Annotated in this window: 21 protein-coding genes, 1 tRNA gene and 1 pseudogene; 8 read left to right on the forward strand and 15 right to left on the reverse strand. The window is 58.0% G+C overall.

Going from position 1 to position 21,812, the window contains the following annotated elements; translation table 11 throughout:
• Positions 1-16: 16 nt before the first annotated feature.
• The 4 genes from I6I71_RS11560 to I6I71_RS11575 all read left to right on the forward strand — a co-directional run bounded on the left by I6I71_RS11560 (position 17) and on the right by I6I71_RS11575 (position 2,834).
• Positions 17-568: a hypothetical protein gene (locus I6I71_RS11560; protein ID WP_141738237.1), complete on the forward strand. Its 552-nt coding sequence runs from the start codon at positions 17-19 to the stop codon at positions 566-568.
• A 53-nt stretch (positions 569-621) separates the two neighbouring features.
• Positions 622-1,953: a hypothetical protein gene (locus I6I71_RS11565; protein WP_201821229.1), complete on the forward strand. Its 1,332-nt coding sequence runs from the start codon at positions 622-624 to the stop codon at positions 1,951-1,953.
• On the forward strand, positions 1,953-2,690 hold the full coding sequence (locus I6I71_RS11570; protein WP_201821231.1) for a hypothetical protein: 738 nt from the start codon (positions 1,953-1,955) through the stop codon (positions 2,688-2,690). The genes I6I71_RS11565 and I6I71_RS11570 overlap by 1 nt, the downstream gene beginning before the upstream one ends.
• A 68-nt stretch (positions 2,691-2,758) precedes the next feature.
• Positions 2,759-2,834: transfer RNA gene (locus I6I71_RS11575), tRNA-Val, on the forward strand.
• A gap of 181 nt (positions 2,835-3,015) precedes the next feature.
• Here I6I71_RS11575 and I6I71_RS11580 read toward each other — a convergent pair.
• Positions 3,016-4,242, reverse strand: coding sequence for an IS1249 family transposase (locus I6I71_RS11580; RefSeq protein ID WP_269090332.1), 1,227 nt, complete (start codon positions 4,240-4,242; stop codon positions 3,016-3,018).
• A gap of 366 nt (positions 4,243-4,608) precedes the next feature.
• On the reverse strand, positions 4,609-5,019 hold the full coding sequence (locus I6I71_RS11585; RefSeq protein ID WP_201821235.1) for a DUF3052 domain-containing protein: 411 nt from the start codon (positions 5,017-5,019) through the stop codon (positions 4,609-4,611).
• A 288-nt stretch (positions 5,020-5,307) separates the two neighbouring features.
• Here I6I71_RS11585 and aceE point away from each other — a divergent pair, with 288 nt between their 5' ends.
• Positions 5,308-8,097, forward strand: coding sequence for a pyruvate dehydrogenase (acetyl-transferring), homodimeric type (aceE, locus tag I6I71_RS11590; protein ID WP_201823712.1), 2,790 nt, complete (start codon positions 5,308-5,310; stop codon positions 8,095-8,097).
• On the opposite strand, the gene I6I71_RS11595 is transcribed toward aceE, so the two are convergent.
• Complete coding sequence (locus I6I71_RS11595) at positions 8,045-8,953, reverse strand: alpha/beta fold hydrolase (RefSeq protein WP_201821237.1); 909 nt, start codon at positions 8,951-8,953, stop codon at positions 8,045-8,047. The two genes, aceE and I6I71_RS11595, sit on opposite strands and share 53 nt — an antisense overlap.
• A gap of 24 nt (positions 8,954-8,977) precedes the next feature.
• On the opposite strand from I6I71_RS11595, the gene I6I71_RS11600 reads away from it, so the two are divergent.
• Positions 8,978-9,199, forward strand: coding sequence for an acyl carrier protein (locus I6I71_RS11600; RefSeq protein WP_052203495.1), 222 nt, complete (start codon positions 8,978-8,980; stop codon positions 9,197-9,199).
• On the opposite strand, the gene I6I71_RS11605 is transcribed toward I6I71_RS11600, so the two are convergent.
• Positions 9,186-10,025, reverse strand: coding sequence for an alpha/beta fold hydrolase (locus tag I6I71_RS11605; RefSeq protein ID WP_201821239.1), 840 nt, complete (start codon positions 10,023-10,025; stop codon positions 9,186-9,188). The two genes, I6I71_RS11600 and I6I71_RS11605, sit on opposite strands and share 14 nt — an antisense overlap.
• 107 nt (positions 10,026-10,132) lie before the next feature.
• Here I6I71_RS11605 and I6I71_RS11610 point away from each other — a divergent pair, with 107 nt between their 5' ends.
• The gene (locus tag I6I71_RS11610; protein ID WP_201821240.1) at positions 10,133-11,200 is read left to right on the forward strand and encodes a DUF3800 domain-containing protein; all 1,068 of its coding nucleotides are present in this window, start codon (positions 10,133-10,135) and stop codon (positions 11,198-11,200) included.
• A gap of 290 nt (positions 11,201-11,490) precedes the next feature.
• On the opposite strand, the pseudogene I6I71_RS11615 reads toward I6I71_RS11610, so the two are convergent.
• Together I6I71_RS11615 and I6I71_RS11620 are read right to left on the reverse strand one after the other, a co-directional pair.
• Positions 11,491-11,625 (reverse strand): annotated as a pseudogene (locus tag I6I71_RS11615) (aldehyde dehydrogenase family protein); the annotation flags it as partial.
• A 19-nt stretch (positions 11,626-11,644) separates the two neighbouring features.
• Positions 11,645-13,174 carry an IS1634 family transposase gene (locus tag I6I71_RS11620; RefSeq protein ID WP_425545159.1) on the reverse strand — a complete coding sequence of 510 codons (1,530 nt, stop codon included), beginning with the start codon at positions 13,172-13,174 and terminating at the stop codon, positions 11,645-11,647.
• Positions 13,175-13,340: 166 nt separating this feature from the next.
• Here I6I71_RS11620 and I6I71_RS11625 point away from each other — a divergent pair, with 166 nt between their 5' ends.
• The gene (locus I6I71_RS11625) at positions 13,341-13,850 is read left to right on the forward strand and encodes a hypothetical protein (protein WP_201821242.1); all 510 of its coding nucleotides are present in this window, start codon (positions 13,341-13,343) and stop codon (positions 13,848-13,850) included.
• Positions 13,851-14,140: 290 nt separating this feature from the next.
• On the opposite strand, the gene I6I71_RS11630 is transcribed toward I6I71_RS11625, so the two are convergent.
• From I6I71_RS11630 to I6I71_RS11670, 9 genes are all read right to left on the reverse strand, one after another.
• The gene (locus I6I71_RS11630; protein ID WP_201821244.1) at positions 14,141-15,526 is read right to left on the reverse strand and encodes an NAD-dependent succinate-semialdehyde dehydrogenase; all 1,386 of its coding nucleotides are present in this window, start codon (positions 15,524-15,526) and stop codon (positions 14,141-14,143) included.
• Positions 15,519-15,791 (reverse strand): hypothetical protein, encoded by a 273-nt coding sequence (locus tag I6I71_RS11635; RefSeq protein WP_201821246.1) that lies wholly within the window; start codon positions 15,789-15,791, stop codon positions 15,519-15,521. The genes I6I71_RS11630 and I6I71_RS11635 overlap by 8 nt, the downstream gene beginning before the upstream one ends.
• A gap of 853 nt (positions 15,792-16,644) precedes the next feature.
• Entirely contained in the window at positions 16,645-17,580 is a 936-nt protein-coding gene (locus tag I6I71_RS11640; protein WP_201821248.1) for a DMT family transporter, read from the reverse strand.
• A 6-nt stretch (positions 17,581-17,586) separates the two neighbouring features.
• Positions 17,587-17,772: a hypothetical protein gene (locus I6I71_RS11645; RefSeq protein WP_052203486.1), complete on the reverse strand. Its 186-nt coding sequence runs from the start codon at positions 17,770-17,772 to the stop codon at positions 17,587-17,589.
• Between the two features lie 241 nt (positions 17,773-18,013).
• A complete protein-coding gene (locus I6I71_RS11650; protein ID WP_201821250.1) occupies positions 18,014-18,634 on the reverse strand; it encodes a hypothetical protein in 621 nt (206 codons plus the stop codon).
• Positions 18,635-18,680: 46 nt separating this feature from the next.
• Positions 18,681-19,481 carry a serine hydrolase domain-containing protein gene (locus I6I71_RS11655; protein WP_201821252.1) on the reverse strand — a complete coding sequence of 267 codons (801 nt, stop codon included), beginning with the start codon at positions 19,479-19,481 and terminating at the stop codon, positions 18,681-18,683.
• Entirely contained in the window at positions 19,471-19,680 is a 210-nt protein-coding gene (locus tag I6I71_RS11660; protein ID WP_371327067.1) for a hypothetical protein, read from the reverse strand. Before I6I71_RS11660 ends, I6I71_RS11655 begins: the two co-directional genes overlap by 11 nt.
• Positions 19,681-19,724: 44 nt before the next feature.
• Positions 19,725-20,420, reverse strand: a complete 696-nt coding sequence (locus tag I6I71_RS11665) for an RloB family protein (RefSeq protein WP_083278871.1) — start codon at positions 20,418-20,420, stop codon at positions 19,725-19,727.
• The gene (locus I6I71_RS11670; RefSeq protein ID WP_201821254.1) at positions 20,410-21,804 is read right to left on the reverse strand and encodes an AAA family ATPase; all 1,395 of its coding nucleotides are present in this window, start codon (positions 21,802-21,804) and stop codon (positions 20,410-20,412) included. Before I6I71_RS11670 ends, I6I71_RS11665 begins: the two co-directional genes overlap by 11 nt.
• Between the last annotated feature and the right edge of the window lie 8 nt (positions 21,805-21,812).

Consider the following 21,812-nt stretch of genomic DNA (forward strand, 5'->3'; position numbering starts at 1 on the left):
GCCTAGGATGAGGGGCGTGACTGATCTTCTTCGTAATGCTTTGGCCCTGTATGCCCAGGCAGGCGTGACGCTTGCGCCTGGTGTTGAACCGGATGACGTGGAAGATGCCGTGTTGGATGAGCCCGCTAGCTTCCGCAGCTTCCCGCTGACCACGCTTGCTGGCCTGACGTGCCCGGATGGCGAGCCCCTGCTCGCTGGCACGGTGATCAGTGCTGGTCTTTCCGGTGCTGCGGACTTCACCCCCGCTATCCACCAGCTTGCGCGCGCCGCAGGCACCACTGCTTCCGACATCGCCGTCATGCCGGATCCCGGCACGCGTGGCGCAACCGGTTCCTTGCGCGTACGTTTCGGCGATTGGGACGTGGCCGACATCAACTACAACTTCGACGACGCCACCCGCGCTTTCGAACTCGACCTAATTTCCGCGGTGTTGCCTATGGACGCCACCGCCGCCACCTTCCCTACCCCCGACGGGCGCGACGTCACCGTGTTCCTTCCATCCAACGCCGACACGGCAGGTGTGAACGCCTTGATGGACGCGATTGAAACCGAGTTCGCCAAGGCTTAACTTCCGCTAAGCTTCTCCCTAACTTGAACACCTTTAGGGGGAAGGAAATACGTATGGGGTGGGCCCAACATCTGCCAGGCTTTGAAGCGTTCGCACCACGTTTTAGCGCCGGCGGCTCGGTTGCTCTCATAGAAAGCAGTGCGGATCAGCGCAAATCCTGCCAGAAGCGGCTTAGTGATGTTGAGGATGACCTTGCCAGCGCCATGTTTGGTGGCAGCGACGGTGAGGTGTTCAACGCCATGCGCGCCCACGCGAAGCGTCTGCGGGATGCCGTGGATTCGGTTAGTGATGCCCAACAGGTACTGAGCAAGAAGATCTCCCGCTACGCCGACAAGGTAGATGGCACGCAGCGCAAGCTGGATAACCTGCGGAGCTTGGCGCACAGCATTCATTCGCGACACCGAGCTGCAGTAGACGCGTACAACCTTGCCTACCAGCTCCGCTTGGTAACGAACTCCCCTGCGACACTGCTTAACCTCAACGCTTGTGCCCAGGCGCTGTTCGGGATCCAGAGGGAGTGGGACCAGACACTTGGCGTCGTTGAACGAACCCGCGAAAAACACGCCCACGCCGTTGATGGCATTGCAAGCGACATCAGCGCGGCCAAGGCCCCCAGCTCCCCCATCTCTTTCGAGGCACCCGGCAAGGTGACGAATTGTAAGGTTGATCAGCCTGGCGCCGAGGATGCAATCCACAAACTTGCTACGGCCATTCACGCACTTGGCCCTGCCATAGACGCGCTTCAAGAGCTTGCCGGTGAAGACACCATTCGCGGCCAGCACATCCTCCAAGCCGTGCAGGACTTTGATGAGAAGTGGACGCCCTACCTGGTGTTAGTCCGGGGTGCCATCACGGAGTTTCAGGAAAACGCCCAGCGCTTCATAAACAATGTGCGTACGACTGACCAGGCGGCGGCCTTCGACTTTTCTTCAATGCAGCTGGATAACCCAGCAAATTTCCAAACCTTTGCAGCACGCCACGGCCAAGGCATTGCCACCAACGCATTCGTTGGCACCTTTGCACTTGGCTTCGACATGGCCGATGCTTCCCACAAGGAAAGCCTGAAGCACGCCAACCGTTTCTCCCACCTGGCGGAGGCAGACAACCTAAGCAAATTTGTGGCACGCGGCGGCGGCGGCGCAGTCACATCCATTGGCGGTGCGTTGTTTGATTACAACGTGTCGCGTAATGAGGGCTACTCGCAGCAAACATCTGCCATTGCTGCGGGGTTGGGCGCTAGTGCAGGCATTGGCACCGGTGCTGCATTGGCACTAATCGGAGGATCAGCAGTTCTCACCCCGCCAGGGATGCTCGCGTTATTGGCAGTTGGAGCGTTCTCCTCCTATGCAGGTAACGAAATAACCAAGAAAGGCTTGGGATACTAATGCGTACATCACACTGGATAAAGTTGGTATTGATCTGGCTGTCTCTGCTCGTCCCAACAGTCATCGGGGTATATCTAGCGATCAGTGAGCGCAGGGACATCGGCGTTCTCGGCGTAGCGGGCGCTATTTTCCTAGGGGTCCACGTCATCATCGCGCCGTTCTTCGGCCCCGCGATCAACTCCAGCGGCAAGAAATACACACTGAAGGCGGTACAGCCAGTCCTCCACGTATCCGACAGTGGTTATCAATGGTCCGTGACAGCCCGCAACGAATGGATCCGAGCATGGTTCGCTGGCCCCCTACTTCTGGGCTTAGGGATAGTGTCTTTAACCGCGTTTCGCTCCGACACCGGACGCGGTCCCATCATGCCGTACATCGGGGGGCTGTTGATCTTCCTAGCACTGTATCTCGTAGTGAAGCTCCTAGCCACGGATGTGGCCGCTGAAATGCATGACAACGCCTTCACCTACAGCTCTCGGGGGTTCCCATTCCACCGCCAGGAGCACCGCATTTTGCGTATCGACGCCACACATTTCTGGCAGCACGACGACCCAATGCCCGTCGCCTGCTTCCTACGCCTCTACGGCAACACCGAGACAACCTCCTACTGGCGCGGCAAACCGTACCGGACAACACGAAGCAGCAGCGTGAGAATCCCCGTTCCCTATTTCAAAAACGCGACCGTTCATCAGGTCGAGTCCATGTTCAACAGCTTCCACACGTCACCCCGGCGCTAGCCCAGAGACTGCAGGAAGCCCCCTCTATTTGGTTCTCTCGCATACCGTCTGTTAGTCTTTCCTAGCGCGCGCCGTTAGCTCAGCTGGAAGAGCAACTGGTTTACACCCAGTAGGTCGGCGGTTCGAGCCCGTCATGGCGCACCACTTCCCCCGGTTTCAACGCCGGGGGTTTTCTTTTGCGCGCCCTGACGTGGGGGGCCGGGCCCCGCCCGCAAACGGGGGTTAAGCGACAAAATGTGTGCTTTTCTCGGCGTGTCGATTTAAGTGACAAAATGTGTGCTTTTCGGGGGTTGGAATGGGCCGGGCCCGGGGTGCTGTGCTGGGGTTATGAGCGTCCTGCCCAGCCGTGTCGGATGGCCCAGGAGGGGTTGAAGTCGGTGTCGATGCCGGTGTCGTAGACTTTCGGCCGGCCGTCGGGTGAGTTGGCTTGGTCGCGTTCACGCATGTGTGCCTGGCGGGCGTGTGCGTAGCCTTTGCGGCCGAAGTCTTGCTCGATTGCTAGCGCCAGCGGGTCATCGTGGTGTTGGGTGTGCAGGTAGAGCCACCAGTCCATGATGATTCGTTGATGTTCGTCAAATGCGCCGCGGTGGGCTCGGGCAAGGTGTTTCAGCTGTGCGTTCACGCCGCCTTCCAGGCTGTTTGTGGTGGTCTTCAGCTCGGTTGTGGTGCGGTGTGGTGGGTTGAGCCAGACGAAGAGGTGGCCTTGTTGGTAGAGACGCTCGAACCGGCGGTAGGCTCTGCGGGCTCTGGGGTGGGTGTACCACCATTGCTGGTTGTCGCGGATGCGTTTTGGGATCTCTTCTGGGGCGACTTGGTTGCGGTAGGTGCGGTCTTTGAGCCAGTCACCGTAGAGGTCATGGAAGCGGTTGAGGCGAAGTACCCAGGTAATTGCCTGGTCACGGGTGGTGATGTGGGTTAGCTGGTTGCCGAGGCGAAGGAGTGCTTTGTGCGCGGTGATTGTTGGTTGGCGTGTGGTGTCTTTGATGGTGTCGCGGCGTACGTGGACGAGGCAGCGTTGGATGGAGGCGTTTGGCCAGCATTGTTTGATGGCCTTGTTTGCGCCACCGGAGCCGTCTGTGGTCACGACTAGGGGTTCGGCGATCAGGTCGAAGAGTTTGGCGTAGTCGTAGGCGGTTTCTCGTGTGCACCAGTGCCAGGCAACGACGTGTTCGCTGGTTGCAGCGACAAGCAGGCATTTTTTGTGGAAGTAGGTGCCGTCAATAAACAGCTGGTCGTAGACGCGGTACGGGTCTGGTTTGCATGGGACGATGATGAACCAGAAGTAGGTGAACCAGCGGATCAATGTGCGCCTGGAGACGTTGTGTGCAGCAGCCACAGCGTCGAGGGGACGCTGGCCGGTGATCCAGTCGATGAAGATGGCAAACCGATATGCGCTGGTCTTAGCCGTGTTCGGGTTGGTGAAGGTGTGCCCGCAGTGTGTACAGCGCCATCGCTGTTTTCCGCTGGAGGTGGTGCCCATTTTCGTGGCGGTGTGCTCGCATGCCGGGCATAGGGGCCTGTTGTGTTTTCTCTTCCTGTGTTGAGTTGGCATGCAGCTGGTTTAACAGCTTGCTGTCGTAGCACATCCAACGCCTGAAGTGGTGGACCTTCCGGTCTATGGTCGGGAATCCCGATTCAACGAGCACTCTCCCGCCGTAGGCCCAGGCAGGCCCGGGAATCCATATCCAAAAAAGCACACATTTTGTCGCTTAACCCGCAAACGGTCCGACCGCCCCGCCACACCAAATGCAGCTACCTACATGCAGCTACCTGCCATTTTTTCGCTTGGTAGCCGGGTGTAGGTAGCTGCAAACGCGGAAAAGGCGCCGCGCCGGGCGCCGCCAAACGCCCCCGCCGGCCCGCGCAGGGCGAAGCTGGGGCGCGTCCGCCCCAACCACGGACGCGCCCCAGCAACCGCCTACTTGCGGCTGTGCGGCGAGGTCAACAGGGAACCCTGCCACTGGCCAAAACGGTCCGCCTTGGTCTGCGCCAATCCGGCGAGCTGGGCGGATTCGGAGATTTCGCCAGCTGGGATGACGCCGGGCTTGCCTGCGCCGGGGGTCATGAGCCAGATGCGCCCGCCGTCGGCAAGATTGCGAATGGCGTCTACCAGGGTGTCTACGAGATCCCCGTCCTCGGCGCGGTGCCACAGCAAAATCGTGTCGCAAAGGTCGATGGAGTCTTCATCGAGCAGTGCCTCACCAATGGCGTCTTCGAGCGCTTCGGAGATGGAAGAGTCTGCGTCTTCATCCCAGCCAAGCTCCTGCACAACCTGGCCTTTGATTACTCCTAGGCGTGCGGCGTAATTGTCTCCCCCGGTGGCTACCAAGGTGGGCGTCCTCCTTATTTTGAATGTTTGCTTCCCATACAGCTTAGCGCCGCCCTCCACCTTTAGCCTTTGGTACAAGGTATGACTTTTCACCCCCGCCAGGCCCCCGTCACGCCCCCGCCGCGCCCCCGCGACCGCCAACAATCCAGCACGCAGCCGCCCTAACGCCACCCCACGCGTAGTCGGATGTGACTGAAACACTCTAGACTTGGCCGGAGAACGTTACCTACAACACGAAGAGGAGTGCACGTGGCTGAGAACGCTGATCACGCTGCTAATGCCGAGAAGGTGGAAAACACTGACGTTTACGGCAACCAGCATGACACTAATATCCCCCTGCTTCGGGACGGTGTTGCGTCCTACCTCCATGATTCCGATCCGGAAGAGACGCAGGAGTGGATGGATTCCCTCGATGGTCTTCTGGAGGCTTCTGATCCGGAGCGCGCCCGTTACCTCATGTTGCGCTTGATTGAGCGCGCGAATGCACGCCGTGTGCCGTTGCCGGCGTTGTCGTCGACGGACTTGGTGAACACGATTCCGACGAAGTTGGAGCCGGAGTTCCCGGGTGATGAGGAGATTGAGAAGCGTTACCGTCGTTGGATTCGTTGGAATGCTGCGGTGATGGTGCACCGTGCACAGCGTCCGGGCATCCAGGTGGGTGGCCACATTTCCAGTTACGCGTCTGCGGCTGCGCTGTATGAGGTTGGTTTCAACCACTTCTTCCGTGGCAAGGATGCGGAGCAGGGCGGTGACCACATTTTCTTCCAGGGTCACGCGTCGCCGGGTGTGTATGCCCGTGCGTTTATGGAGGGTCGTCTGACGGAGGATGATCTGGACGGTTTCCGTCAGGAGCATTCGCGTGAGCAGGGCGGTTTGCCGTCGTATCCGCACCCGCATGGCATGCCGGATTTCTGGGAGTTCCCGACGGTGTCCATGGGTCTTGGCCCGATGAATGCGATTTACCAGGCTCGTTTTAACAAGTACCTGCAGGATCGTGGCATCAAGGACACGGACAAGCAGCATGTGTGGGCTTTTCTTGGCGACGGTGAGATGGACGAGCCCGAATCCCGCGGCCTCCTCCAGATGGCGTCGCTGTATGGCTTGGACAACTTGACCTTTGTGATCAACTGCAACCTGCAGCGTCTTGATGGTCCGGTGCGTGGCAACGGCCAGATCATCCAGGAGCTGGAGAGCTTCTTTGTGGGTGCTGGCTGGAACGTGATCAAGGTTGTGTGGGGCCGTGAGTGGGATGAGCTTTTGGAGAAGGACACTGAGGGTGCCCTTGTTCACATCATGAACACCACCCCGGATGGTGATTACCAAACGTTTAAGGCCAATGACGGCGCGTATGTGCGTGAGCACTTCTTTGGCCGTGACCCGCGCACGCTGAAGCTGGTTGAGGATCTGAGCGATGAGGAGATCTGGGCGCTGCGCCGCGGCGGCCACGATTACCGCAAGGTCTACGCCGCTTACAAGAAGGCGCTGGAGACCAAGGGCAAGCCGACGGTGATTCTTGCGCACACGGTGAAGGGCTACGGCCTGGGTCACAACTTTGAGGGCCGTAATGCTACGCACCAGATGAAGAAGCTGACGTTGGATGATCTGAAGCTGTTCCGCGATAAGCAGGGCATTCCGATCTCTGATGAGGAGCTGGAGAAGGATCCGTACCTGCCGCCGTACTACCACCCGGGCCAGGACGCGGATGAGATCAAGTACCTGCAGGAGCGCCGCAAGGAGCTGGGTGGGTACCTGCCGGAGCGTCGTGAGAAGTTCACCCCGCTTGAGCTGCCGGACTTTGAGAAGTCCTTTAAGGCCATGTTCAAGGACTCTGGCTCGCAGCAGGTTGCGTCCACCATGGCGTTGGTGCGTACGTTTAAGGCGTTGATGCGTGATAAGGAGATTGGTCGCCGCGTGGTGCCGATCATCCCGGATGAGGCGCGTACCTTCGGTTTGGACTCTTGGTTCCCAACCCAGAAGATCTACAACCCGAACGGTCAGAACTACGTGCCGGTGGATCATGATCTGCAGCTGTCCTACCGTGAGGCAACGGATGGCCAGATTCTGCATGAGGGCATTAATGAGGACGGCTCGTCGGCGTCGTTTATCGCAGCGGCTACGTCCTATGCCACCCATGGTGAGCCGATGATCCCGATGTACATCTTCTACTCCATGTTTGGTTTCCAGCGCACGGGCGATAACTTCTGGGCTGCCGGTGACCAGATGGGTCGCGGTTTCATCATTGGCGCAACTGCTGGCCGCACCACGCTGTTTGGTGAGGGTCTGCAGCACATGGATGGCCACTCCCCGATTCTGGCGTCCACGAACCCGGCGATGGTTGTGTATGACCCGGCGTTTGCGTATGAGATGCCGTACATCATCTCCAAGGGTATTGAGCGCATGTATGGCTCGAACCCGGGTGAGGATGTCATGTACTACATCACCGTGTACAACCAGCCGACTCACCAGCCGGCTCGTCCGGAGAACCTGGATGTTGAGGGTCTGCACAAGGGCATCTACCTTTACGACGCTGGCGATACCTCCAAGGAGCACCGCGTCTCCCTGCTGGCGTCCGGTGTTGGCATGCAGGCTGCGCTGAAGGCGCAGGAGATCCTGCAGGACAAGTTCGACGTCGGCGCTGCAATCTACTCGGTGACCTCGTGGGTTGAGTGTGCTCGCGACGGTGCACGTCTGGCTAAGGAGCAGCTGCTTAACCCGGGTGAGGACGTTGGTACGCCGTTTGTCACCGAGAAGCTCAAGCAGACTGAGGGCCCGTACATTGCTACGAGCGATTTTGCTACGGACCTGCAGGAGCAGATCCGCCCGTACGTACCGGGCCAGTACATTGTGCTGGGTGCGGACGGCTTTGGCTTCTCCGATACCCGTGAGGCTGCACGTCGCTTCTTCAACATTGACGCTGAGTCCATGGTTGTCGCGGCGCTGATGGGTCTGGCTAATGAGGACAAGATCGACATGTCCGTGGCAGCGCAGGCTGCGAAGGACTTCAAGATTGATGATCCGACCGCGGCTAAGCCGGACCAGAAGGGCGAGGAGACCGGCCCGGAGAACGCGGCTGAGTAGCAACCACATCCAGTAGTCGCTCGATCGCCGCGGCCACCGCGCCCGGCGCATCGAGCGGCGGCATGTGGCCTGAGCCGGGCAGTACCTGCAGGTACGCAGATGGCCACATTGCCGCCAACCTGAAGGACTGCGATACGGGGGTGACGCGGTCCCTATCTCCCACCAGGATGTAGCCCGGCATACCTTCCAGCACCTCAGCCGCGCCGACTTCGGAGTGCGTCAACAGATCGTCAAAGAAGCCGCGGTAGGTGCTCAGCGGGGTGTTTTGGATCATGTCTGCGTGCAGACGAATCACGCTTAGCGGCACCGGCCTGAAGTAGAACCCCATCGCCAGCACCGGCGCAATCGTGCGCGTGATTCCGCGACGCATGCCTTCGGCAAAGTGCGGGGTAAAGCGCACAACGTATTCCAAAAGCCGTCCCAAAGGACCAGCCAGCATCTGCGGCAGGCCGTGGACGGTAAACGGCTCCACCGCCGAGGAGATCTGCACGCTACCCGCCCAATGGAAGGCGTCCGGATGCCTGCGCATCAGCGACAACGACACCGGCCCGCCCAACGAATGCCCCACCACAATCACCGGCCCCGTCACCTGCAGGTGGGTGAGGACGTTGATGAAGTCATCGGCAGCGTCGTCAATGTTCAAAAGCTCCGGCGGGCACGGACCGGAAGCGCCGTGGCCGCGAAGGTCTACCAGTACCTGCCGCACACCCAGCGGCCGCAGGCGGTCCACTACCAGCGCGAACGATTCGGAGGCGATGTTAAACCCGTGGACGTACAGGATCGTCGGACCCGCATCAGGCCCGATGTCGTAGTAGCGCACGCGGCCAACCACACCTGTTCTGTCGGGGTTTAACATGGCATCCACCCTATTATGTAAGGCATGCTTTCAGAGCTTTCGCTGCTTATTCAGGACCACTTCGACATCACCCCGGACCCCGCCGCTGCGCTTCGCGACTCGGAGCTGACCTCCCTTGACATGATCGAGCTGGCCGTGCGTATTGAGGACCGCTTTGGCGTTCGCATCACCGAAGAGGCCTACGCGCAGTGCGAGACGCTCGAAGACCTAGCCGGCTACATCGAGCAGCACGCTAGCGCTGGATAAACTGCTCGATCACCGCGTTGACGGCCGCCGGGTTGTCGGCGTTAGTGTTGTGCGCAGCCTCCGGAATCACGTGCAGCGCCAGGCCCTCGTCCGCCGCCCAGCGCTTGCCCATCTCCCCAATCCCGCCGGTCCGATCAAACTCCCCCACCACCAGTGCTGCCGGACAGGGTAGCTCCCAGGGCTTTTGCTTACCGACGCCCCTCGCCACCGCCTTAAACGTCACATCCGCAAGCGCCACGTATTCGCTCTTGGTGTATTCCTTGAGCATCGTGCGCGTGAGTTCTTGGGCTTTGGGGGTGTGGGAGGTTTCGCGTGGGGCGTCGTCAAGAATCTTGTCCCAGGTGCGCAAGTGGAGGAGCGGGCCCACGTGCTTGAGGCCCGCGATGAGTAGCGGGTTCCAGTATTCGCGGGTGAGTGGCATGGTGCCGATGCCGATGAAGCCGCTGGCCAGCGCTGGTTCGAGTTGCATGACGCGCTGGGCGACGACGCCGCCGAAGGACTGACCGACCAGCACCGGGCGCGTGATGTTCTCGGCGGACAAAATTGCGATGAGTTCGCGGGCGATGCGGTCCACGCTGATCGCGCTGAGTTCGTATGGACGCGACATCCCATGCGCCGGCCCATCCCACACAAACGTGTTGGCCTTGCCTGCGAAGTGGGCAAGCTGCGCGCCGAAGAGCCGGTGATCCGTGAGCATGCCTGGCAGAAACACCAGCCAGGGGGCGCTTTCTCCTGCAGCGCGCGATACCCAGTAGCGGATGTCCCCGTGCGGGGTGCGATGCGTTTCCATGCCAGCGTTCATGCCTGCGTTCATGCCTGCGTTCATGCCCGCTAGCTTTCCACACTGGAGACTGCGCATACAGGTTCCCTCCTTCTTATCCTCTACTTCTAAAGTTGCCGGAGTTACCCATTCCCCCTATACTTTTGACCACAGTGGCGGCGTTGAAACACACGTACCGCGCTAATTCCGGCGGCCGGATCACTTCTTGTGGTTTGGCCGCTGAGCTTTTCAAAGGAAAGTACATGCTTATCGCCTACCTCGATGAGTTCGGACACCAAGGCCCCTACATTCGTCACGACCATCGCAAATACAACACTCACCCGTGTTTTGGCTTTGCCGGTTTCCTCTTGCCAGCAGACGATGTCAGACGTATGGGCGGATACTTCAAATACGTAAAAGAAAAGCTGCTTGCCTGGGAAATTGAACACTCCGACATTCCCGCCGATCGGTGGGAAAAGAAAGGTTCGGCTCTCCTGACGACTGCGAACATCAGTCAGTACAGTGATGAGATTTTTCCAGCTCTCAGTCGCATCTACCGCAAACTTGGAGAGCTCAATGGCCAAATATTCTTCTACGGTCAGCAGAAACCCATTGGGCCGGTAAGCGAGACAAAAGAAACCTCTCAAGATCGTGAAAACCACTGTCTCATCCAAGCTATTAATCGGCTTGGAAAACTAGCCTCCGATAAAGGAGAGCGTCTCATGGTCATAATGGATGCCACCGACACAGACAACCGGGAGCGTGCCGTAGCCACACTCGCAGCCACGATCTATTCGCGGAATAACAAAGAGAATCGCAGCGTAATCGAAGTCCCCCTCCAAACTGAAAGCCACCTATATAACACTGTCCAAATGGCGGACTGGACATGCGCGCTTCTAGGGAGACTTACCGATTACCACTTTGCGGAGAGTTCCGAATTCTCCTGGGCAGTCGACTTGGGACGTGATGTGTTCAGGCTATCCGAGCCCACATTAAACTCCATCATTTGGTCAAACCTTGCCTCTAAGGATTCTAAGTGTTTTCCTGAACAACTCATCAACACCACTCGATTCTGGGAAATCGAACAACGCAGAGAGTCCCAACGCGAACGCAGGGACCTCAAAAACAGGGGAATGCTCCAGCGCCTCATTTCAGCAGGAACACCCGAATTGCATGCAAAACTAGAGCAAATCCGGAGCGAAGCAGAAAAACAAACGCCTTACCAGCCGGAAGCCACGTGAATTAAGGCCTAGGGATGCGAGCCAGCTTCTCGGTGTCTACAGTTGTTCGGTTGACGATGAGACCTCGAGGGGACTCAGAACCCGCTCCTGCCTCACGCAAACGAAAAATCCCGCGGCCACCTGGGAAGGAGGTGACCGCGGGATTTCCGCTGTTTTATTAACCGCCGAATCAGTTGAAACGGAGAATCTGATTCCGCTTGGAAGTGGGCTACCAACTCCGCTTCCATGGGTTAGCTTAGCCTAACCTGACTGTCCGGCAACAGGGGGTAAGGCTGCCCTACCCCCGCCAACTAATCCGCCACGAAGAAGCGCTGGTAGTTCACAAACTCGTCCATACCCACTGGGCCAAGCTCGCGGCCCAGGCCAGAGTTCTTCACGCCACCAAACGGCAGCTCGGCGCCTCGGGCCTGCGGGATGTTCACGTGGATCCTGACTTAGGCCAATTTAGTGCGGAAGTTCGTAGCCGGTGATTGCTTGGATGGTGGCGGTGAGTTCGGGTGGCAGTGGTACTGCGGCGTGGACGGTTTCGCCGCCAACGTCGAGTTGAAAGCTGCGGTATTGCTTGAGTGTTCTCACGAAGCGTTTGATGGATTGTCCACTGCGGGTTTCTATGAGATGCGCAACTGCTAGCGCGGCCATCACAATATTGAGGTGTGCGGTAATCGAGTCTTGTTTCCGCGCGTAGATCGGGCGGGCTTTTAAGTCTGATTTCGACATCCGAAACGACTTCTCAATATTAAACAACCTGCGGTAATGTCCGATGACTTCCTCGGCGGGAAGCGTCATCAAGTCGGTTTCGTAGCCTTTGATTCCCGCTAACGCACGGTGCTTGGCAGCCAGTGCGTAGTTGACTTTCTTGTTCGGGGCAGAAAGGTCAATGTAGCGGTTACGTTTGATGGCAGTCTCGCCGGCGACGGCGCGTTTGGCTTTTATGATTTGTTCTTCAATACCTCGTAGGCTGCGCCTAGCCCGATCGTGGGAGTACTGGTAATGCGTCACCGAGTTCGCGGTGGCGTGTTTGCGGCCATCACTTGCCGAACGTTGTGTCCAGATCTGGCCGTGGGTGTATGCAGTGTCTGGGTGCTTGCGGCGCCAGGTGTCGATTACTTCGGGCACTGTTGGAGTTTTCACAGACAGGATGTAATGCAAACCCGCATCGATCAGTGCTTGTTTATTCGCCGCGGAGAACATTCCCGCATCTGCGACCACGGTGACCTCATCAAGCTGGTAGGCATCTTGGAACCGTGTAATCATCGGCAGCATCGTGTGTGTTTCTGCGCTGTTGCCAGCAAACGCCCCAACATGCAAAGGAAACCCACGATCATCGGTAAGCAACCCCACAAGGATTTGCGGCTCGACGCGACGTTCCTTGGAAAACCCGGGTTTACGAAGCTGATCAGGGGTATCTGTTTCGAAATACAGTGTGGTCACGTCGTACAAAATGAATGCGCCCGGCCCAATCCCGGCATGATGCGCCAACGCCTGGGACAGGATCTCCCCAAACGATTCGCTCGCGAAGAAGGGAAGACGCCTTTGGATAGTGCGATAACTTGCGCTAGTGACTCCAACCTCAGCAAGCGTTTCGATGGAATCGAGCTTTGAACCGGGGCGAATAATGCGGGCACGCACAAGATCGCGAAACACCGGATCATCACCGGTGGCAGCAGCAAGGCCTAACTGATCGAAACACCAATCAATACAGTCCAGCAAGTAACCAGCACGCTGAGCGACTACCGGTAGCGGATTATCCACACTGCCCGTTGCAGATGGAGTGTGATCAACTTCGCCGAAATCCAACGCGAGTTGGTCACCATCAACGATACGTTGAGCTTCAGCACGTAACAGCGCAAGCTCAGACTCCGAATGTGCGGAGCCGACATGCTTCATCTGTTTGGTGCCTTTGCGTTCAGAGAACACGACCTGCACCGCTGTTGCCCCAGAGGCGGTAGTGACGGTGCGGATATAAGGACTCACAAAAATCAGACTACTGATCACCCCCGCCACTACCCACTTAGTGCGGAAAATTCTCACCCTGACAAAGAAAACCACCAGGTAGCAGTGTCAAGAGTGACGTTGCTCACCCACCCATGGCCTAAGTCAGGAACTAGCCTCCGATAAAGGAGAGCGTCTCATGGTCATAATGGATGCCACCGACACAGACAACCGGGAGCGTGCCGTAGCCACACTCGCAGCCACGATCTATTCGCGGAATAACAAAGAGAATCGCAGCGTAATCGAAGTCCCCCTCCAAACTGAAAGCCACCTATATAACACTGTCCAAATGGCGGACTGGACATGCGCGCTTCTAGGGAGACTTACCGATTACCACTTTGCGGAGAGTTCCGAATTCTCCTGGGCAGTCGACTTGGGACGTGATGTGTTCAGGCTATCCGAGCCCACATTAAACTCCATCATTTGGTCAAACCTTGCCTCTAAGGATTCTAAGTGTTTTCCTGAACAACTCATCAACACCACTCGATTCTGGGAAATCGAACAACGCAGAGAGTCCCAACGCGAACGCAGGGACCTCAAAAACAGGGGAATGCTCCAGCGCCTCATTTCAGCAGGAACACCCGAATTGCATGCAAAACTAGAGCAAATCCGGAGCGAAGCAGAAAAACAAACGCCTTACCAGCCGGAAGCCACGTGAATTAAGGCCTAGGGATGCGAGCCAGCTTCTCGGTGTCTACAGTTGTTCGGTTGACGATGAGACCTCGAGGGGACTCAGAACCCGCTCCTGCCTCACGCAAACGAAAAATCCCGCGGCCACCTGGGAAGGAGGTGACCGCGGGATTTCCGCTGTTTTATTAACCGCCGAATCAGTTGAAACGGAGAATCTGATTCCGCTTGGAAGTGGGCTACCAACTCCGCTTCCATGGGTTAGCTTAGCCTAACCTGACTGTCCGGCAACAGGGGGTAAGGCTGCCCTACCCCCGCCAACTAATCCGCCACGAAGAAGCGCTGGTAGTTCACAAACTCGTCCATACCCACTGGGCCAAGCTCGCGGCCCAGGCCAGAGTTCTTCACGCCACCAAACGGCAGCTCGGCGCCTCGGGCCTGCGGGATGTTCACGTGGATCATGCCGGTATCAATCTTGGCGGCAACCTTCTTCGCACGCTCCTCATCCTGCGACATCACGGCGCCACCCAGGCCGTAGTTGGAGTCGTTCGCCACCTCGATGGCCTCCTCTTCAGAAGACACCTTGTACACGGCAGCGACGGGGCCGAAGAACTCCTCGTAGTAGATGTCTGAGCCCACCGGGATATCCGTGATCACGGCTGGGGCGAAGTAAGCGCCCTCGCCGTCGATGGTGCCGCCAACGTGCAGGTTTGCGCCAGCGTCGACGGCCTTGCCCACCTGCTCAACTAGCGTCTCGGCTGCGTCGCGAGACGAAAGCGGGTAGTACTCACGCTTCCCCGCCGCACCTGGGTTCAGCGGGTCACCCTTGACGTACTCGCCGACCAAACGCACCAGCTCTGCCACGAAGTCGTCGTAAATATCGTCCATAACAATCATGCGCTTGTTGGAGGTGCAGGCCTGGCCAACGTTGGAGATGCGCTTCTTCCACGCCGTCAGCGCGGCCTCGGCCGGGTCAGCTGCGTCTAGCACCACGTAGGCATCCGTGCCGCCGAGCTCCAACACGCACTTCTTCAAGTGCTCGCCAGCCTGCGCGCCGATGATGCGCCCGGCGCGCTCAGAACCGGTCAGCGAAACGCCTGCGATGTGCTTGCTTGCAATCAGGCCCGCCACCTGGTCGTGGTTTGCGTACACGTTGGTAAACACGCCCTTGGGCAGGCCGGCTTCTTCCAAGATGTCCTGGATGATCTGGCCGGAGCGCGGGCAGATCTCGGCGTGCTTCACAATCACCACGTTGCCGGCCATGATCGCCGGCGCCGCAAAGCGCGCTACCTGGTAGTACGGGAAGTTCCACGGCATGATGCCCAGGATCACGCCCAGCGGCACCTTGCGCATGACGGCGGTGCCGCCCTTGTCGGTGGGGATCTCCTGGTCCGCACCGAACTCGGCACCGTGGTCGGCGTAGTAGTTGAAGATCTCTACAACGTCATTAATCTCGCCGTCGCCTTCCTTGACGGACTTGCCCATCTCCGTTGCGATGATCTTCGCCAGCTCACCCCTGCGCTCATCAAACAGCGACGCCGCCTTCTTCAACAGCGGTGCCCGATCCTCGTAGGACAGCTCACGCCACTGCCTGAAAGCGCTCACGGCGGTGTCCACCACTTCTTCTAACTCGGCGTCCGTGATGTAGCCGAAGGTCTCCTCAACCTTGTTGTTTGCGGGATTTTGTACTCGATACTCTTTAGACATACGCCCAAGCGTACGTGCGCTGCGTCACTCTCGCTACGAAGTTCCCACGCTCGGCCAACGCCTCCACACCCGCCGCAAAGGCCTCGATTTCCTCGGCAGTTCCCACGATTCGCTCGCGGCAGGAGTAGGTCCCGTCGGGCGCGCGCCGCCAGCGCGTGAACCACACCTCGCCAGGTTCCCCTTCAGGCAACAGGAGCATTTGCTTCTCGACGCCCCAACGCTCCCCCCTCCCCATCCCCTCCACCTCAAACACGTACTCCAGCACAGGGGGCTGCCCTTTCGTAACGCGCTCTTCCACGGAACTTTCCGCCTCCGGGCGAATCGTAGCGTGAGACAGAGCGTGCGTCGGGGTGTTCTTCGGCCGTGCTTCCTGGGTGTTCTTCGGCCGTGCCTCATGGGGCGCCACAAGTGTGGTTGTCATGGTTGGGGACCTTCCATTTGCTTCATTCATTTCCGTGCGCGCCAAACCACCGGCAACTGCACCAGCTACGGTGCGTGCTTCCGCACCTGTCTGGCGTATGCACCCACACCTGTTCGGTGCGTGGTTTTAGCGCGAGACGAGAGGTTCGTCTTCCCCAACGGCCTCTACAAGCTCTACAAACGTGTTGCTTCTCTGTGCTGATATTGCGTCACACCCGCCCCGCCAGCAACCCTCAACCACAGCTTGACGCCCCCGTTTACTGAACCTCAACTTCAGCTTCACCCACCCCTGGTCTTCCGCCTTGCCACCAGCCCAACCCCTACTTCGCCACCAGCCTGCCGCCGAGACCCCACTGCCCTGCCGCCAACACCCACCGCGTACACGAGTCCGTGTGCCGTCGGAACCTCTGGGGGTCCTTTTCGGAAATGCGGCAGCATGTTGCCAAACCGGGAATAGTTGCATTCACTGCCAGGTATTTGCCAGGGACGGCCTCAGGTATGGCCCCGGCCCGGGACCGAGCCCCGAGCTCGACGAAAAGTCGTCTAGCAGGCAGCAAAACCCTGCTAGACGACATTGAAAACTGTCCTCCATTTCCCCACGTCGAATGTAGGGACATTTGGCAGATTTTGCGTTGTCGTCTAGCAGTGAACTCGGAGCGCTAGACGATAACGACAAAAGCACAGGTCGCGGCTCAAAGCTAGAGCATCCGCACCATCAGCACGCCGGCGAAGATAATCGCAAGGCCGACAAGTCGTACTCCGTCCATGGGCACCCGGCGCGCGCCGAAGGCGCCAACTGATTCCATCAACTGACCGCTGGCGATCGTGCCCGCGTTGAAAGCGATGACCGTGGTCGCAGTACCCAGGATCGGGGCCAGTCCCGCGCCGCCGATGACAAAGATCGCTCCGACAACACCACCGAGCCACATCCACCACGGCGCGGGTTTCAGTGGCGTGACAAGTTGCCGCGGGCTGGTGCACAACACGGCGACTAGGAGGATGACCGCGCCCACCAGCAGGTTGATCTCGCTGGCAAACAGGGGCGAGCCCGCAAGTGTACCTACGTAGCCATTGATGGCAGCCTGCATTGCGCTGCCCACGCCGATGGCTACGCCGAGTAGTCGGTAAACCCACACGCTGGCGCCGAGATCCGGGTCTTCGCTAATCGCGGCGGGGGCTGTGCCGCGCTTCAACGGAAGCACACGCAACACCACGGCAATGCCCAGCAGCACAACCAGCGCGCCGCCAAGCCGGAACACAGACACGTCCACTTGGCGGCCGCGGAAGAGCCCGAAATGGTCGATGGCCAGGCCCATGATCACCTGGCCCAAAATCGGCAGCACCACGGTTTGGACTGCGCCGAGTTTGGGAAACAGCAAAATGTTGCCAATGACAAACGTGGCCCCGAAGAGGCCGGAGAGGTAGGCCCACGGTGGTGGCGTCGATAAGAAATGGGGCACAACGTGACCCTGCAGGATGAGCGTGGCCAGTGCGGCGAGGGTGAGTGCCACCGTAAACGAGATCAGCGCGGAGACAATCGGCCGGTTGTTCACGGCTAGGCGAAGCCGCGCGTTCGCCGCGGTCTGGACGGGGATGAGCGCGCCGACCAGCAGCGCGAGAAACAGGTAAAGCATCTGGCGCTAGGCTACGCCAAAAATCTTATCCATCCATACATCGAGGAACGAATGCCGCGGCAGGTAGTCCTGCAGACGAGGCTTTTTGAGGAACTTGTCAGCGTACGACTCAAAATCCTGCTCCATCAAACGAACGTTCTCGTTGAACTCATTAACCGGTGTCACAGATGACATAGGGGTTGCAGGGGTCATTTTGTATCCTCTCCTTCCTCAGTTTCAGTCGGTGGCTCTGATTCTAGCTGTCCGCCACGCTTCGGGACGAACAACGGCACACTTTTTGTAACGGAAGGATCCGCAACCATTACAAGGAGTAGCAAAGTGGACAAGTAAGCAAGACTTTTGCGATCACGCTCAAGGTCTAGTGACCCAGGATCCACAGCGTCAATTGCAAAGAAACCATAGAGCTTGCCTGTTTTTGAAATGATTCCGCGACTCATGTAGCACCCATATGGCTCATCACCTGCGGTGTCTGCACAGTAAATAATGTCGCCGTCACGTAGCCTTTTCCAAGTCTCTGAATTCTCATCAAGATTCTTTGGGACGATACTTCGCGGCGATGAATCCCCATCCCGTGTGGCATCGCAGTAAAGAAATAGCGCCCATCCGAGTCTTGATCAACCACGAACACTTGTGCTCGAACCTGAACCGGGAACAGAATTCTGCATAGTCCCATGATCGGGTCCCACGCCACACCAATTCTCGAAGAAGGTTGCGCCTCACCTTGATTTTCAAAAGCCGAAGCCAAACTCGACAAAATGAACTGGCTGTTCTCCCGAACCTGTAGCTCTACGTCCAGCTGTTGTTTTGCATCAGCTTCTTTAATAAGACGCGCGCGTGATGAAAGGCGATTTACAAAAACCAACAACAATACCGCTATCACCGCGAGAAGAATCCCCCACGGCAACGACGGAAGCACAGAAAACGCCGGAGATACAGCAAATGCGAGGGCTAAAGCAAAGCTAAGTGCGACACCGCCACTAGTATTGACCAGCGCAATGGTGACCGGGCTGCTAAAGAGAGCGAGCAGCCGAGACGGTTTAGATGGTCTAGTCACGCAGCAAGCTTACCTTTCACTAAGCGTTCTCGTAGCCGAATCAAAGCTAGTGCAGTTCGCGCCAGATCGCGGTGTTGGTTTCCTGCCAGAGGGGTTTCGCCCAGTTTCCAAACTCGCGATCCGTCAGCGCCACCATGGCGTAGCCATCCGCCACCCACAGGTAGGTGCCGCTCATGCCGAAGTGGCCGAAGGTGGTGGGCGGCATGCCGTCGCCAGTCCAGTGCGGGGCCTTCTCCCCCTTCAGCTCAAACCCGAGGCCCCACGGGCACGGCTTCTGCATGCCGTAGCCCGGCACCACGCCGCGCAGGTCACCGAACTGGTTGGTGGTTGCCTCACGCAGGGTTTCCGGGCTGAGCAGTTGCGGGTTCAGCAGTTCTTGGGCGAACAGGGCCAGGCTGCTTACCGACGCCACCGCCCCATGCCCAGCACTGCCCCCCAACACCGCATCCGTCATCCCCAACGGCGCAAAGACCCCTTCGCGCAGATACTCAGGAAACGGGATGCCGGTGGTTTCCTCCAGGTAGTCTGCGAGGATCTCGAAGCCGGCGGAGGAGTAAATGCGGCGCTCACCAACCGGCTTCTGCGGCTCACGCGTGTCAAAGCCGACCCCGGAGGCATGCGCCAGCAGGCGGCGGACGGTGGAGCCTTCCGGACCACAGGGACTGTCTAAGAGGAATGCCTCTTCCTCCACGGCCATCAGGAATCCGTACGCCGCGAGAAGTTTGGTCACGCTGGCCAGTGGGTAGGTGCGGTCTTGGTCGCCGAGGGTCTCCACGTGGCCGTTAGCATGCACAAGCGCTGCAGAAACGTTGTCTACCGGCCAGTTTCCAAGAAGTTTATTCAGCATTGTTGCCTCCTCGCCTCGCATCCTGCCAACGACGCACCAACCACCACGTAGCCAACACAAACGCACCCGCGAGCAGGCCGGGCCAGATCGCGGGGTTCGGCGAAAACAGGTTGATCACCGCCTGGATCAGCGCGAGCAGCGCGAAGAACCCGACGAACCCGATCAGTGTTTGCCACATGAGGTCACGACGTTGATTCACGCAGGTAAGTGTACTGATGCGGTCTACTGGATCCTGAGTAGCAATCAGTTGGCGTTTTTCTGCGCTTGCATAATCGCATCAAACAAGCTCGGCATGGCAGTCGATGGGTTAGGGCCGACACTTCCAGGCGAAACTAGTGCAGCTTTCTTCGCTCGCTCACATGCATTCAAAAAATTCTCAATTGGAAACTCGGTGGAGATGTTCTTGCCTTCCACGAACCCAAGCTCCGTGGCTTGAGGGGTCAGCTTCTCCGCAGCGCTGCTCGGTGATGCTTTGTCATGATGCCAGATCAACCAAACTTCGAATTTATGGTTACTTACGATCAAACTGATGCCTTCATCAGCAGCGAGCGAAATCGCCTGTTGCAAAACAGTCGGTGATTTCCCAACATCACGGCCGTCAACATCAACCACAGCGAAGCATCGCGTGAATTCTGGTACATCCCGTTTGCTTTTACGTGAGCGTGCTGCTTCCTCATCTCGCTTCTCCACGCATTTTTTGACCACATGAAGCGGATCTGACTTCCAGTTACCTCCGCGGGCGTTTCCCTTGTCGGTTCTGGGCATTGAAACCAGCTGCACCCCATAACGCTGCTCAACGATGGGGCGCAGCCGTTCAAAGTACTGAGGTTCCGTCAGCACACCCTCAGTAACAATCAGGAATTTCGTTTTCCGTTCAACTCGGGTGCGGCTTTTCTTCGGTCGATATCCACGCGCCGGATATTTGCGCTTAGGAGCCATCAGCCGCCTCCGGCCCTTCGCCCACAGCCTCAAGTACCAAACCTCGAATCAGCGCGGGTGACACCCGAGGAAGCGCACCATACCTGCCATCCAGATAACGACGCTCGTAATTCGCGTCCTTCCGCTTCTCAAAACCAGATAATGGGAACACCTCGGATGCACCGCTCTGCAGCTTCTCTACAAACCAAAACGCGTCCGTATCCAAACCTAACGCACGCATATGCTCCAGGAGGTTCGTGTCGTGGGAAGAGAAAATGAGCTGAGCACCGTTTACGTTGATGCTTTCATCAGTAAAGGCCTTTACCACCAGCTCTAGCAGCTGGACGTGCAAGCTCGAATCAAGCTCATCCGCAATCACCACATGGCCGTTCCGCAGAGCATCAACGATGATCGGGGCAACCGATAACCAGGTCAAAGTGCCATCTGACTGTGCTGCCATTTTCAGCGTGTGATTCGAGTTGTCACCCCGGTGAGTGAACATGAGCTGGTAAGCGATTGCTTTTAGCTCAGCGTCAGAAATATCAATGTACGCGCCAGGCTCGTGAGCCATGTGGAAGCCTTTCAGGCTTCCCTTTTCATCCTTGCTCACGTCTTCCAGCCTTTGAGTAAGAATCTTTGCCAACTCGGCCAAGGCTGGTGACAAATTCTCCTCATCAATACTGACGTCAACAATCCCGGTATCAGCAGCCTGCATCATCTGCGTGACTTCAGAAAGCTTCACTTGCCCTTTACGCATCGCACGCGCTAGTTGGCTCAAGCGCTGATCTTTCTGACTATCACCGAGCGGAAGATAATTCACTCCGTCCAAGAGAGCCGATACCGATTCATAGATCAGACCGAGTTTGCCTCTGAGCGCGTGGGAAACCGCAAGTTCACGCACGTCTGCACGTTCTATCTCACGCTGGAGAGTTCTAGATACTGCAGAAGAGTTCCACTCCCATTCAACTTCCGGCTGTGCAGTCCGGTTAAACACAGAGGTCCAGCGAACCGAGGGGACATAGGACATCCACTCTTCAACAACCCCTGAGCGGCCAAATGTAAAGCCGTAAAGGTATCGCCTGCCTTTGGCAACGAAGTCGAATTCAAAAAAGCTTGGCTTACCTTGAGAATCCTGGTCCAAGGAGAACGGGGTTGGGATGGTGGAATCGTATTCGTAATGGTCCTCATCCAGCCAAGCCGTAGCCGAAAGCTTCATTGCCCGAAACGCGAACACCATGGCTTCAAGGAGGTTACTTTTGCCAGACGCGTTGGCTCCGAGCAGGACAGAGACCGGCACTGGCCTCGGCTGCTTGGAATCCAACGGCCCATCGGCAAATTCAAGCGTCTGGATCTCCCGGATGCTCTTAAAGTTGCCGACACTGAAACTTAGCAAGTTAACGGACACGCCTTAAC

The sequence above is a fragment of the Corynebacterium riegelii genome (assembly GCF_016728505.1).
Lineage (GTDB): Bacteria > Actinomycetota > Actinomycetes > Mycobacteriales > Mycobacteriaceae > Corynebacterium > Corynebacterium riegelii.

Excerpts from the sequence above, each read along its gene's own strand:
- I6I71_RS11565 (WP_201821229.1), top strand. The coding sequence starts at position 622 with ATGGGGTGGGCCCAACATCTGCCAGGCTTTGAAGCGTTCGCACCACGT.
- I6I71_RS11570 (WP_201821231.1), top strand. The coding sequence starts at position 1,953 with ATGCGTACATCACACTGGATAAAGTTGGTATTGATCTGGCTGTCTCTG.
- I6I71_RS11580 (WP_269090332.1), bottom strand. The coding sequence starts at position 4,242 with ATGCCAACTCAACACAGGAAGAGAAAACACAACAGGCCCCTATGCCCG.
- I6I71_RS11595 (WP_201821237.1), bottom strand. The coding sequence starts at position 8,953 with ATGTTAAACCCCGACAGAACAGGTGTGGTTGGCCGCGTGCGCTACTAC.
- I6I71_RS11600 (WP_052203495.1), top strand. The coding sequence starts at position 8,978 with ATGCTTTCAGAGCTTTCGCTGCTTATTCAGGACCACTTCGACATCACC.
- I6I71_RS11605 (WP_201821239.1), bottom strand. The coding sequence starts at position 10,025 with ATGAACGCAGGCATGAACGCAGGCATGAACGCTGGCATGGAAACGCAT.
- I6I71_RS11625 (WP_201821242.1), top strand. The coding sequence starts at position 13,341 with ATGGATGCCACCGACACAGACAACCGGGAGCGTGCCGTAGCCACACTC.
- I6I71_RS11630 (WP_201821244.1), bottom strand. The coding sequence starts at position 15,526 with ATGTCTAAAGAGTATCGAGTACAAAATCCCGCAAACAACAAGGTTGAG.
- I6I71_RS11640 (WP_201821248.1), bottom strand. The coding sequence starts at position 17,580 with ATGCTTTACCTGTTTCTCGCGCTGCTGGTCGGCGCGCTCATCCCCGTC.
- I6I71_RS11645 (WP_052203486.1), bottom strand. The coding sequence starts at position 17,772 with ATGACCCCTGCAACCCCTATGTCATCTGTGACACCGGTTAATGAGTTC.
- I6I71_RS11655 (WP_201821252.1), bottom strand. The coding sequence starts at position 19,481 with ATGCTGAATAAACTTCTTGGAAACTGGCCGGTAGACAACGTTTCTGCA.
- I6I71_RS11665 (WP_083278871.1), bottom strand. The coding sequence starts at position 20,420 with ATGGCTCCTAAGCGCAAATATCCGGCGCGTGGATATCGACCGAAGAAA.